The sequence below is a fragment of the Roseobacter sp. HKCCD6576-2 genome (genome assembly GCF_013179285.1).
In the GTDB taxonomy this organism is placed as follows: Bacteria; Pseudomonadota; Alphaproteobacteria; order Rhodobacterales; family Rhodobacteraceae; genus Rhodophyticola; species Rhodophyticola oceani.
In genome coordinates, this window is record NZ_WVNW01000001.1 from 1,313,402 (window position 1) to 1,325,726 (window position 12,325).

14 protein-coding genes are annotated in these 12,325 nt (G+C 61.6%); 7 read left to right on the forward strand and 7 right to left on the reverse strand.

From position 1 onward, the window contains the following. The first annotated feature begins 128 nt into the window (after positions 1 to 128). The 5 genes from GTF44_RS06495 (at position 129) to GTF44_RS06515 (ending at position 4,583) form a co-directional block, all read left to right on the forward strand. Positions 129 to 2,264: a malate synthase G gene (locus GTF44_RS06495; protein WP_171558390.1), complete on the forward strand. Its 2,136-nt coding sequence runs from the start codon at positions 129 to 131 to the stop codon at positions 2,262 to 2,264. Between the two features lie 137 nt (positions 2,265 to 2,401). Next, positions 2,402 to 2,827, forward strand: coding sequence for a heme-binding protein (locus GTF44_RS06500; RefSeq protein WP_145210201.1), 426 nt, complete (start codon positions 2,402 to 2,404; stop codon positions 2,825 to 2,827). Beyond that, on the forward strand, positions 2,824 to 3,201 hold the full coding sequence (locus tag GTF44_RS06505) for a Rid family hydrolase (protein WP_171558391.1): 378 nt from the start codon (positions 2,824 to 2,826) through the stop codon (positions 3,199 to 3,201). Before GTF44_RS06500 ends, GTF44_RS06505 begins: the two co-directional genes overlap by 4 nt. Positions 3,202 to 3,311: 110 nt before the next feature. Beyond that, positions 3,312 to 4,091 carry a gamma-glutamyl-gamma-aminobutyrate hydrolase family protein gene (locus tag GTF44_RS06510; RefSeq protein ID WP_171558393.1) on the forward strand — a complete coding sequence of 260 codons (780 nt, stop codon included), beginning with the start codon at positions 3,312 to 3,314 and terminating at the stop codon, positions 4,089 to 4,091. 72 nt (positions 4,092 to 4,163) lie between these two features. Continuing rightward, the gene (locus GTF44_RS06515; RefSeq protein ID WP_171558395.1) at positions 4,164 to 4,583 is read left to right on the forward strand and encodes an HIT family protein; all 420 of its coding nucleotides are present in this window, start codon (positions 4,164 to 4,166) and stop codon (positions 4,581 to 4,583) included. Here the strand turns inward: GTF44_RS06515 and GTF44_RS06520 are convergent. The 7 genes from GTF44_RS06520 to GTF44_RS06550 all read right to left on the reverse strand — a co-directional run bounded on the left by GTF44_RS06520 (position 4,580) and on the right by GTF44_RS06550 (position 10,998). Continuing rightward, entirely contained in the window at positions 4,580 to 4,762 is a 183-nt protein-coding gene (locus GTF44_RS06520) for a hypothetical protein (protein ID WP_145210189.1), read from the reverse strand. The two genes, GTF44_RS06515 and GTF44_RS06520, sit on opposite strands and share 4 nt — an antisense overlap. 129 nt (positions 4,763 to 4,891) lie before the next feature. Further along, positions 4,892 to 6,484: an ATP-dependent DNA ligase gene (locus tag GTF44_RS06525; RefSeq protein WP_171558397.1), complete on the reverse strand. Its 1,593-nt coding sequence runs from the start codon at positions 6,482 to 6,484 to the stop codon at positions 4,892 to 4,894. Next, complete coding sequence (gene lepB / locus GTF44_RS06530; protein ID WP_171558398.1) at positions 6,481 to 7,164, reverse strand: signal peptidase I; 684 nt, start codon at positions 7,162 to 7,164, stop codon at positions 6,481 to 6,483. Before lepB ends, GTF44_RS06525 begins: the two co-directional genes overlap by 4 nt. After that, complete coding sequence (locus GTF44_RS06535; RefSeq protein WP_171558400.1) at positions 7,161 to 8,174, reverse strand: ligase-associated DNA damage response exonuclease; 1,014 nt, start codon at positions 8,172 to 8,174, stop codon at positions 7,161 to 7,163. The genes lepB and GTF44_RS06535 overlap by 4 nt, the downstream gene beginning before the upstream one ends. Before the next feature lie 51 nt (positions 8,175 to 8,225). Next, the gene (locus GTF44_RS06540; RefSeq protein ID WP_145210176.1) at positions 8,226 to 9,293 is read right to left on the reverse strand and encodes a flagellar motor switch protein FliG; all 1,068 of its coding nucleotides are present in this window, start codon (positions 9,291 to 9,293) and stop codon (positions 8,226 to 8,228) included. Positions 9,294 to 9,404: 111 nt separating this feature from the next. Beyond that, on the reverse strand, positions 9,405 to 9,938 hold the full coding sequence (locus tag GTF44_RS06545; protein WP_171558402.1) for a tetratricopeptide repeat protein: 534 nt from the start codon (positions 9,936 to 9,938) through the stop codon (positions 9,405 to 9,407). Between the two features lie 169 nt (positions 9,939 to 10,107). Further along, the gene (locus tag GTF44_RS06550) at positions 10,108 to 10,998 is read right to left on the reverse strand and encodes a LysR family transcriptional regulator (RefSeq protein WP_171558404.1); all 891 of its coding nucleotides are present in this window, start codon (positions 10,996 to 10,998) and stop codon (positions 10,108 to 10,110) included. Positions 10,999 to 11,081: 83 nt separating this feature from the next. Between GTF44_RS06550 and GTF44_RS06555 the strand changes: the two genes are divergently transcribed. Together GTF44_RS06555 and GTF44_RS06560 are read left to right on the forward strand one after the other, a co-directional pair. Beyond that, positions 11,082 to 11,705 (forward strand): class I SAM-dependent methyltransferase, encoded by a 624-nt coding sequence (locus GTF44_RS06555; RefSeq protein WP_171558406.1) that lies wholly within the window; start codon positions 11,082 to 11,084, stop codon positions 11,703 to 11,705. Between the two features lie 67 nt (positions 11,706 to 11,772). After that, positions 11,773 to 12,195, forward strand: a complete 423-nt coding sequence (locus GTF44_RS06560) for a hypothetical protein (protein WP_171558407.1) — start codon at positions 11,773 to 11,775, stop codon at positions 12,193 to 12,195. The last annotated feature ends 130 nt before the right edge of the window (positions 12,196 to 12,325 follow it).

Genomic DNA, 12,325 nt, shown 5'->3' on the forward strand with positions numbered 1-12,325 from the left:
CGTCCAGCGCCGTATATTGGCGATGTTTTCTCGTATTGGTAAAAGGAGTTGACCGGTTTTCTTGCCTCTGGCTGGGTTTCGCGCTAAGTGCGCGGAAACCGAGATGCATTGCGAAGAGAGGGGAGAGCATGACCGAGCGGGTTGAACGCGCTGGGCTGCAGATTGCGGCTGAATTGGTGGATTTCCTGGAGGCCGAGGCGCTGCCGGGGACAGGTGTTGCGCCAGAGGCGTTTTGGGACGGCTTCGCCGGGCTTTTGGCTTGGGGAACGCCGAAAAACCGCTCCCTTCTTGAGACCCGTGAGACCTTGCAAGAGCAACTCGATGCCTGGCACCGTGAGCGGCGCGGGCAGGGTCATAATGCGGCGGCTTATGAGGCGTTTCTGCGCGAGATCGGGTATCTGGTGCCCGAGGGGGCGGAGTTTGCCATCGAGACTGGCAATACCGATCCGGAGATCGCCGAGATCGCCGGGCCGCAATTGGTCGTTCCGATCACCAATGCGCGTTATGCGCTGAACGCTGCCAATGCGCGGTGGGGCAGCCTTTACGATGCGCTTTATGGCACCGATGCGATGGGGGATCTGCCCCAGGCCGGTGGCTATGACCCGGCGCGGGGGGATCGCGTGATCACCTGGGCGAAAGGCTTCCTGGATCAGGCCGCGCCCTTGGCCGATGGCAGCCATGCGGATGTGACGGGCTATGTGGTTGCGGGCGATGCCATGACCCCGGCGCTGGCCGACCCGGCGCAGTTCGTCGGCGCCAATCACGCCGAGGATGGAACGCTGACCGAGCTGGTGCTGCGTCATAATGGGCTCCATATCGCGGTGCAGATCGACCGGAATGGCGCGATCGGGAAAGTCGATCCGGCGGGGGTCAATGACGTGCTGTTGGAGGCGGCGCTGTCGACGATTATGGATTGCGAGGACTCGGTGGCTTGCGTCGACGCCGCCGACAAAGTTGTGGCCTATCGTAACTGGCTCGGGCTGATGCGGGGCGATCTGACCGAAACCGTTGCAAAGGGCGGCAAAAGCTTCACCCGGGCGTTGAATGCAGATCGCACCTGCGTGAAGGCGGGCGAGACGGTCACGCTCAAAGGCCGGTCGCTGATGCTGATCCGGAATGTCGGGCATTTGATGACCAATCCGGCGATCTTGGATGGCGATGGCCATGAGGTGTTCGAAGGGCTGATGGATGCGATGATCACCACGCTGATCGCGCGCCATGACCTGCAGAAGACCGAGGGCGCACGGAACTCGGTCAAAGGGTCGGTTTATGTGGTTAAGCCGAAGATGCATGGGCCGGAGGAAGTGGCCTTTGCCGATGAGATTTTCACCCGCGTGGAGGCGGCTTTGGGCCTGCCGCAGCATACAGTGAAGCTCGGGATCATGGATGAAGAGCGGCGCACCTCGTCGAACCTGAAGGAGTGTATCCGGGCGGCGAAACACCGGGTGGCCTTCATCAATACCGGGTTCCTGGACCGGACGGGCGATGAGATTCACAGCTCGATGGAAGCCGGACCGATGTTGCCGAAGGGTGACATGAAATCAACGGCTTGGATCAGTTCCTATGAGGACCGGAATGTCGATATCGGGCTGGCCTGCGGGTTGCAGGGCAAGGCCCAGATCGGCAAAGGCATGTGGGCGATGCCCGATTTGATGGCGGCGATGCTGGAACAGAAGGCTGGCCACCCGAAAGCCGGCGCCAACTGCGCTTGGGTGCCGAGCCCGACGGCGGCGACCTTGCACGCGACGCATTATCATCAGGTGGACGTGTTTGCGGTGCAGGATCAGATTAAATCTGGCGGTGCGCGGGGCAGTTTGAGCGATCTCTTGACCATTCCGGTGATGGATGGGCGGAACTTGAGTGCTGATGAGATTGCCCAGGAGATCGAAAACAACGCTCAGGGTATTCTGGGCTATGTGGTGCGCTGGGTGGATCAGGGCGTTGGCTGTTCGAAAGTGCCGGATATTCATGATGTGGGTCTGATGGAGGATCGCGCGACTTGCCGGATCAGCTCGCAAGCCCTGTCGAATTGGCTGCATCATGGGGTTGTGTCCGAAGAGCAGGTGATGGCGGGCATGCGCAAGATGGCGGAGGTGGTTGACCGTCAGAATGCCGGTGATGCGCTCTATGAGTCGATGGCGCCGGGGTTCGATGGCGTGGCGTTTGCCGCGGCGTGTGATTTGGTCTTCAAGGGCCGGGTCCAGCCGAGCGGTTATACCGAGCCGGTGCTGCATGCGCGGCGGTTGCAGAAGAAGGCGGCCTGAGCGGGGGAGCGCCTGCCGCGTGCCCCCATTCGGGAGCCCTTGGCAGGCGCTGGCCGGTCTTTGACCGGCTGCCTCCGGCGGGGATATTTGTAAAGCAGAGAAGCAAGGGCGTCTGAGACGACCTTGAAGGAGATGAGATGATGATTTCACTGGACCAGGCGCGGGCGATGGTGCGCGGTACGTTGGAGAAGGGCCGTGCGATGGGGTTGAAGCCCTTGTCGGTGGCGGTGCTGGATGCGGGCGGTCATGTGTTGGCGTTTGAGCGCGAAGATGGTGCGAGCCCGGGACGGTTTGAGATTGCGCGCGGCAAGGCTTATGGCGCGGTGATGTTGGGGATGCCGGGCTCGGCGCAGATGGCGCGGGCCGAGGAACAAGCCTATTTCATCGCGGCGGCCAATGGCGCGTTGGGCGGCAAGATGATCCCGGTGCCGGGCGGTGTTTTGGTGAAAGACGGCGCGGGCGCGGTGATTGGTGCCGTTGGCGTGACAGGTGACACCTCGGACAATGACGCAGAAGCGGCGCTGGCGGGCATTGCGGCGGCGGGTCTTGAGGGTGCTGCGTGAAGCGGCGGATCTCCTCAGGGTCGGCATTTGAGGCGGAGATCGGCTATTCGCGGGCGGTTGTCTGTGACGGGTGGGTCTTCGTCGCCGGAACCACAGGCTTTGATTATGCCACGATGGAGATCAGTGACGATGTTGCGGTGCAGGCCGAACAGTGTTTCCGCAATATCGACAAGGCGTTAACGGAGGCCGGTGCCTCAATGGCGGATGTGGTGCGGGTCAATTACATCTTGCCCGATGGCAGTGATTGGGAGGCCTGTTGGCCAGTCACCCGCGCTTGGCTGGGGGCGGCGCGGCCAGCGGCGACGATGATCATTGCGGGCCTTCAGGACGCGCGGATGAAAATCGAGATCGAAGTCACCGCACGGCTGCCGTAAGTGCCCAATTTGCGGGCAGGTGCGCAGATGCACAGCGGAATCTGCGAGGGCTGTGGGTTTCCTCACGCGTCGATGGCTTATATAGAAGGCCAACGCGCGACGGAGGTACCATGGCCCGCCCAGTGATTGGCATCATCGGCAATCATCACCTGATCAATGATGAATATCCGACCCATGCGGGTGGGACGATGAACTCCGCCGCGATTGCCGAGGTCTCCTGCGGCATGCCGATGTTGATCCCGGCCGATCCGCGCTTTGTCTCGACCGAGGAGTTGATGGAGACCTGTGACGGGTTCCTGTTCACCGGCGGGCGGCCTAATGTGCACCCAGAGGAATATGGCGAGGCGGAGACCGAGGCCCATGGTGCGTTCGACAGGGCGCGGGATGCGGTGGCCTTGCCGCTGATCCGGGCTTGTGTCGCGCGCGGACAGCCGATTTTGGGCGTCTGTCGCGGGTTCCAGGAGGTCAATGTGGCCTTGGGCGGCACGCTTTACCCAGAGATCCGGGATTTGCCGGGGCGGATGAACCATCGGATGCCACCCGACGGGACGCTGGATGAGAAATTCGAGATCCGCCACAAAGTGACCTTTACGGAAGGTGGCCCGTTCCATCGCTTGATGGGCGCGCGTGAGGTGATGACCAACACGCTGCATGGGCAGGGGATCAAGACGGCCGGCTCTCGGGTGATCATTGATGGCCATGCCGATGATGGCACGCCAGAGGCGATCTATGTGGCCGATGCGCCGGGTTTCACACTGTCGGTGCAGTGGCATCCGGAATATCGCGCCGCCGAAGACCCGGTCTCGCGCCCCTTGTTCGAGGCGTTTGGCGCGGCGGCGGCGGCTTGGGCGGCGGGGCGTCGCCCGGTTTCGGTCGCGGATGTGGCCTAAGCTCTATCGTTGGGCTATGTCTGAGCCAAACGGTCGGATTGGGCCGAGGCTTGAACATCGAGGGCTGCGTGAATGACCTATGATCCAGACAATGTTTTTGCGAAAATCCTCAGCGGCGATCTGCCATCCGAGCGGGTCTATGAGGATGACGACACCGTTGCTTTGATGGATATCATGCCGCGCGCAGATGGGCATGTGCTGGTGATCCCGCGCAGCGCGGCGCGGAATATCCTTGATGCCACGCCGGAGCAATTGGCGGCCTGCATGGCGACGGTTCAGAAGATCAGCCATGCGGTCATGACGGCGTTTGAGGCCGAGGGCGTGACCCTGCAGCAGTTCAATGAGGCGGCCGGCGGGCAGGAGGTGTTCCACCTACATTTCCATATCTTGCCCCGCCATGCGGGCGTGTCGCTGCGCCCGCCTGGCAAGATGGGCGACCACGCGGTGATCGCGGCGCATGCGGACAGAATCCGCGCTGCCTTGGCCGGTTAGGTGGCGCGGGGTCCTCTGGCCTCATGAATCGCGCGGCGAATGCGGCGCCAGGTTTCGGCCTGGTCTGCGCGACCGGCGGCTTCCTCGACCAGAACCCGCTGCGCCGCCTCGGCTTCCGCTCTGTCGCCATGGGCGCGATAGAGTGAGCGGGCATAAGCGATGATTTCGTTCATCTTCATTGGTCTCTCCTCCTGTTTTGGTGTTGAGAAGGTCCCTCGGGGCTTCAGTGTAGCATAGTTTTTGGGGTTTCAGGCAAGGCGTGCGGTTGCCAGCGTGTCTTTGCCGATCTCGGCTTGGGGGTTGAGGCGCTAGCCGTAGAGCCGCAACATCTCTTGCAGGTCCTCGAAGGTATTGGCCTCTTGCACGGGCTTATCCTTGCGCCAGCGGGCCATGCGGGGGAAGCGGAGCGCGACGCCGGATTTGTGCCGGGGGCTGGCCTGAATGCCCTCAAACGCGATCTCGAACACATGTTGCGGGGTGACCGCGCGGACCGGGCCGAACCGTTCCAGGGTGTTTTTCCGCACCCAAGCGGTGATTTCACGAAACTCGGCGTCGGTTAGGCCGGAATAAGCCTTGGTGAAAGGCACCAGATCATTGTCTTTCCAGACCGCGAAGGTGAAATCGGTGTAAAGCGTTGCGCGGCGGCCCGACCCGGCCTGGGCATAGATCATCACCGCATCGATGGTCAGCGGATCGACTTTCCATTTCCACCAATCGCCTTTCTTGCGGCCCGAAAGATAGGGGGCAGAGAGGCGCTTCAGCATCAGACCCTCGGCGCCGACCTCGCGGCTGATCTCGCGCGCGGCGGTCAGATCGGGCCAGTCGGTTGCCGGCACAGCCGCAGAGAGGCGTAGCGGTGACCCAGGCGGCAGATCGGCGATGATCGCCTCCAGCGCGGCGCGACGATCCGCCAAGGGCTGCGCGCGGATATCGGCACCGTCTTTTTCCAAGAGGTCATAGGCCATCAGGATCACCGGGGCCTCGGCCAGCAGTTTTTTCGGCACGGTTTTGCGACCAATCCGGGGTTGCAACCGGGCAAAGGGCAGCGGTTTTTCATCGGCGAAGGCCAAGACCTCTGCATCGATCACCGTGCCATCTGGCAGGAAGTCCTTTAGTTGCGCCAATTCCGGAAAGCGATCGGTCATCAACTCTTCGCCGCGCGACCACAGGAAATGCTGCCCTTCGCGCAAGATGAACTGGCCGCGAATACCGTCCCATTTCCGCTCGGCCAGCCAATCGCTGACCGGGCCGAGGGCTTCGGGGACGCCGTCCAGTTGATAGGCCAGGTAGAACGGGTAGGGGCGGGAGAGATCGGCGCTCGGGTCCGGCGTCTCGATCAAGGCGTGATAGCTGGTGGTCTCGGGCGTCCAATTGCCCATCAGCCGGTGGGTCAGATCAGGTTCATCCATACCCGTGGCTTGCGCCAGCGCCCGCGTCATCAGTTTCTGGCTCACCCCCATGCGCCAGCCGCCGGTGATCAGTTTGTTGAACACAAAGCGCTCTGTTGGTGGCAGCTGATCCCAAGCCGCTGTGATCGCGGCCTTTTTCTCCTCTTCCTCCGCCTTGTCGAGGCTGCGGAGGGTGGTGATCCAATGGGTGAGTGTATGGTCGCTGGTCTGCGTCGCGGGTGGCAGCACCAGCGCGATGGTCTCGCTGAGATCGCCCACGACAGGGTAACACTCCTCGAACAGCCATAGCGGGATGCCGGCCACTTCTGCGGCCCATTCGCGGAGTTTGGTTGTGGTCACGGTTCGGCGTGGTCGGCGGCCAGACAGGAGCGCGATGGTCCAGAGTTTGTCATCATCGGGCGCGGCGCGGAAATAGGCGGCGAGGGCCGCGGTTTTGACGCTGGTTTTGGTGGTTTGGTCCAGCGCGGTGAAAAGGGCGGCGAAACGGTTCATTCGGGCGCCGTCTGATAGGGCACGGGGGTCTCCAACGTGCCGAGGATCAGATGTAGACCGATGAAGCCGGGCCCGCCGCGCGAGAGGCTGACCCGACTGTCGCGCGCAAGGTCGCGATGATCGCCAAGGGTGAAGACGTGATCCTCTGGGACGGTGAACAGGGGTGTATCATCGAAGCGATGCCCCTCGGTCAGGTTCAGAATCGGATAGCTGGCACCGTTGGGCAGCGTTTCCAGGTTTTGCGGGATGTCACATGTTGGAGCGGTGTCAGGTGTCTCGGCAGGGCAGGTGGGCAAGGCACCGGTGGCGTCCGCTCGGCGCTGGATGGTGAATGGCGGGAGGGGGGCTATCGTCACTGGCGTGGCGTCGATATGGAGAAGGCCGCCGATCATCTGAACGGTTTGACCTGGCAGGGCGACGACACGCGCCATCTCGATCCGGCCCTGGGTTTGATGGGTGTAGAGGATCACGTCGCCAGGCTGCGGGTCGGCCGCGCCGGGGAAGATGCGTTCAGACACGGTGCAGAGGCCGCGGGGCACGGTGGGCGACATCGCCTCGGTCTCCGGGGAGAAGCTGCGATGGGTGCCGATGGTGCAGCGCAGGCAGAAGCAGAACTCTTGTGCGAGCGCGGGGGCCGCTATGACCATCAGGGTTAAGGCGAGGCCAATTTGTCGGATCATTCCGTGACCTCCGCATCCTGTGGGTCATCAAGCGTTTCGCCGCCGTAATCGGTCTCAACAATGCCCGCGTCATAGCCTTGTTCGGTCAGCCAACGAGAGAACTGAGCGGTATAGCCGTGGGTGACAAAAACCCGTTCTGCACCAGTGGCTTCAACGGCGGCGTTCAGCCCGCTCCAATCGGCGTGATCCGAGATCACAAAACCCCTGTCGGCGGCGCGGCGGCGGCGCACACCGCGAAGCCGCATCCAGCCTGAGGCAAAGCTGGTCGAAGCCGCCCCAAAGCGGCGCATCCAGGCCGAGCCGAGTGCTGAGGGCGGGGCGATAACCATCGCGCCGGGAAAGGCTTTGGCATCGAGATCGGGGGTGACATTGGTCGTCTCCGGCAGAGACAGGCCCTGGGCGCGGATCACCTGATTGGTCGCCTCGATCGCGCCGTGGGTCAGGATCGGGCCGATGGCCGGGTCCAGCAGGCGCAAGACCCGCTGCGCCTTGCCAAGGGAATAGCATCCCAAGATCGAGGCGCGCCCGGCGGCGACATTTTCCGCCCACCAGGCGTTGATTTCTTGCGCCAAGCTGGCTTGGTCGGGCCAGCTATAGATCGGCAGTCCAAAAGTGCTTTCAGTGATGAATGTGTGGCAGCGGACGGGCTCGAACGGTTCCGACAGCCCGTCATCAATGGTTTTGTAATCACCCGACGCGACCCAAACCTCGCCCGCCACCTCGACACGGATCTGGGCTGAGCCCGGGACATGGCCGGCGGGGTGAAAGCTGACGGTTGCGCCGCCGATCTCGCGGGTCTCGCCATAGGTGATTGTTTTTAAGGGAATATCACCCAACCGGTGGCGCAGAACCGGGGCCGCGCTCTCGGTCGCGAGATAGGCTTGGTGACCGGCGCGCGCATGATCGGCATGGCCATGGGTGATCAAGGCGCGCTCCACCGGTCGCCAGGGGTCGATATAGAAATCGCCAGCCGGGCAGTAGATGCCACGATCGGTGAAGGTGAGGACCATGCGCTGCCTTTCCGTTGCCCGATCCAAGATAGGGCGCGAGACGGGCGGCGGCTACTCCTCTTCCTCGTCCTGCGGGATCAATGTGATCGTACCGGCCTCCTGCAATTCGCGGATCGCAGTGACAATTTCGGCCATCGCCGCCTCGCCCTCTCTAAGCCGGGGCGTGCCGAATGTTTCGGCCTCTTCGCGCAGTTGTTCGGCCATCCGTTTTGACATGTTTTCGAACAGGAACTCGACGGCGATGGGGGATTCCACCATGCCCGAAGCGAAGGCGACGACGGTTCTTTCCGGGTCGATCTGGCGCAAAACCTTGGGCACATCCGTCGGTTTCAGGCGCTTTGGAATATGATCAAAGGTAAAGATCGCCTTGCGAACGGCTTCGGCAAAGCTGGCATCGCGCGTTTCAAGCCCGTCCATGATGGCGTCGCGGATCGAGCCTGAAGCGGCATTCAGGATTGCGCCGATCCGGTCGACAGCGCTGTCGTTAAAGGCGGCCTTGGGTTTGTTTTCAAGCTGGGTAAGTAAGGTTGCGCCGATCCGGTCCACCATTTCGGGGGAGACTGTGCCGGTGAGCGAGACCGCATGGGCGATCACTTCGGCCCGATCCTCGGGCATCTTGCCAAGCAGGGTCGCGGCGCGCGCGACGTCGAGCTTTGAAAGCAAGATTGAGCACACTTCGGCACTTTCTTGGGCGATGAGCGGTGTGAGCTCCTCATCATCCAGTTCCGCGAGTTGGGTCCACGGATCAGCCGGAACATTGGCATTTGCCTCGGCCAGCAAGCCGTCGCGGGCGTTGGAGGAGAGATATGGCTCCAACAAAGCGAGCGCGTCCGGCAGACCGTCCGGAAATGTGAGCGCGAGATTGTCGAGCGCGGATGTGAACTCCTGCACGACACTGGCCAATGTCACGCGATCGATATGGCTGAGCGTGGCCATATATCGCGCGAGGCGTTCTTGTTGTTGCGGGGTCAACCGGTCCAACGCCAATGCCACATCTTCGGACAGAAGCAGCCGAACGATCACGGCCGCCTTTTGTCCGGAGCTCAACTTTCGCACTCTCAACCGCCCGCCGACCCCTTCGGCGACCGGGTCATCTATCAAATCGGCATCCCGCAGCATTGCATTGCCCCATTACCCCATTGTCCCACCTATGATGCAGCATCCCGTTTCAGGGTTAAGCGTAGGTTTCTGCAGCGGCGTAGAAATCGGCCAGATTTATAGAGAATTTCCCTAGTAATCTGTGGTTTGGCCGGTGGCGATGGCTTGGATCAGCGTGGTTTCTGCCCATGTGCCGGCGCCATTTCGATTGCGAATCTGGTCTAGTTCTTGCCGCGCCAGATTGTAACGCTCGGCCAGCACATGCGCCTGGCCAAGATATGATCGCGCCAAAAGGTTATCCGGGTCGGCGTCGAGGGCCCGGTCATAATAGGCCAGCCCAAGCGCTACACGCCCGGCTTGGCGGTGGGTAAACCCGAGCATGGTCAGCACATGGCTATCGTCTTGGTTCGATATTTGGTTTAGCGCGGCGATGGCATCGCCATAGCGCGCGGCATAGGCCAACTCGCGGGCCGCCTCGTAAAGAGCCTCATCGCCCAACCGGCTTTCGCGGATCACCACGCAGCGACCGATCACACCATCCCAGATAAACCCTTCATCGCAGGTCATCGTCGTTTCGGTCGGGGTTGGCGGGCTATCATCGGGACCGACGGCGAGAGCCTGACCCGGCAGGCAGACTGCGACTGCCAATAGCAAGGCGCGATACATGGCGTGAGGTCTCCCTTTCTCAAGATATGCCGGGCGCCACGGCGCGAGGAATCGGGTGCCATCTTGGATGGTATCAGGTCTTTTGGGGCTGCAGCAGCCGATTTGCGCTTCCGCCTCATGACACTCGGGGTGCGAGGCGTCGACACGCAACCATGTCCACCGCATGTGGTTAGGCCGAAAGTCTCTCCACCAGGAAATCAAAGACAAGGCGAATGCGGCGGCTGGTATGCAGCTCTTGGTGCGTGGTGAGCCAGACGGGCACTGGGATTGGCAGAAATCCCGGCGGGTCGATCTTTTCGACAGACTCGGTTCTGCTTGCAATCTGCTCGGACATGATCCCGATCCCGAGGCCCTTTCGGACCATTTCCCAAATCGCGACGGTGTTCGAGGAGAGAAGGGGGAAATTGGCGTGGCTGAGGTTCAACCCGTGTTGGCGCAAGACCTCAATCATGCGGTCGGTCTGGTCGACCCCGATAAAGACGTGATCGATCAGATCATCGACGGTCTGCGGGCGGCCATAACGCGCCAGATAAGACGGCGCAGCATATAGATGACCCATGCTGCCCGGTAATTTACGCGCCACCAGATCGGGCTCCTTTGGGGGGACATGACGGATCGCGATATCGGCCTCTCGACGACGCAGGTCGCTGATTTCATTGGAGACACTGATTTCTATGCGGATCGCGGGCGCTTGCGCGCGCAGGTCCGCGAGAATGTCGGGCAGGATATAGGCCGCGGTGGAGTCGGCGGCCGAGATCCGCACGTCGCCCGCGATCTCTTGCGACTGTCCGGCGGCGGCAAGAGATATCCGGGTCGCGGCCTCGCCCATATCGCGCACATGGTCGAGAAGATCGACACCGGAGGGTGTGAGGACCAAGCTTTTGCCGACCCGATCAAAAAGGGTCACACCAAGCGTCTCTTCCAACGCGGTGACTTGGCGGCCAAGAGTTGGTTGCGCCTGACCCAAAACGCGGGCTGCGGCGGACAGCGAGCCTTCTTCGACCGTGGCCAGAAACGCCCGGACCTGGTTCCAGTCGAAGGAGATTGATCGCCAATCCATGCAAAAATGCATATAATAAGTACAAAAATATGCAATTTCTTTTGAATGGGAACCTGGGTAGGTGGCGCCAAAAGGAGCACATCATGGACAGTATGACATTTTGGGACCGTACCGCCGCGCGCTATGCGAAATCCCCGATCAAAAATATGGAAGCCTATGAGCACACGATGGCGCGGACCCGCAGCTATCTGCGTGAGGGCGATCATGTGTTGGAGATTGGCGCCGGTACGTCGTCGACCGCGATCCTTCTGGCGCCTTTGGTCGCTCAGTACACCGCCAGCGATATCTCGGCTGAGATGGTCGGTATCGGCCGCGAGAAGGTCTGGAACGCGGGTCTGAAAAATCTCGACGTGGTCCAAGCCGAGGCGGATGCAGACACAATTGGCACACCACCCTATGATGCGGTTTTGGCCTACAATCTGTTGCATCTGCTGGAGGACATGAACGCTGGCGTGACGCAGGCCTATGCGCAACTGAAACCCGGCGGGTATTTCATCTCCAAAACCGTGTGCTTGCGTGGGAAATGGTATCTGCGCCCGGTGATCTGGGCGATGCAAGCTATCGGTAAGGCGCCGTTTGTCGCCTTCCTGTCGGGGGCAGATGTGGAGCATGTGATCGCAGGGGCTGGGTTCGAACTGGTCGAGACCGACACCCATCCGACCGGTGGAATCAGCCGCTTTGTGGTGGCCCGGAAACCGGACCGTTGAACCTCATCGGCCTTTGACACCGCTCGCGCCGCTCCATAGTTTGGCGAAAACGGGCAGGGTGCAGGCGATGTCAGAGCTACCAGAGTATTATTTCCGCATCCGCGAAAACGGCGCGGCGGTGTTTCGGGTCGATACCGAGAACCGCCAACGCCGGATCGAGATGCAGGAGATTGCCGTGGTGAATATCCGCAACGGCAATGTGAAGCCCCATGGCGAGCACGTTCTGACCGACGAAGAGCAAACCGTGATTGCCGAGTGGATGGAGGAGCGCCGAGCGGTCCTAGCGGATCGTGACATCGACGATATCCACCGGGCAGTCGATTATCTGAATCTGACGACGCATTGGGCGCAAAGCCGAGCCTCGGATGAGGACCTAGAGGATGTGACAGACCGGCTCTTGCTTGCGATGCATGATCTGCGCAGCGTCTTGGTGCGCAAAAAGGCGGATCGGTTGATGAAGGGGTCAGGTGGCGGTGCCGCCACTGGATGACATCTGCGGACCGGAAGGTCTCAGGGGTGCGCATGATGGTGCCCGCCGAAATCAGCGACCCATTTCAGTTCCAGGAGATACGGGCGTTGCGTGGCAGTAGTGCCAGCGCCGACGCTGACAGCTATAGGTC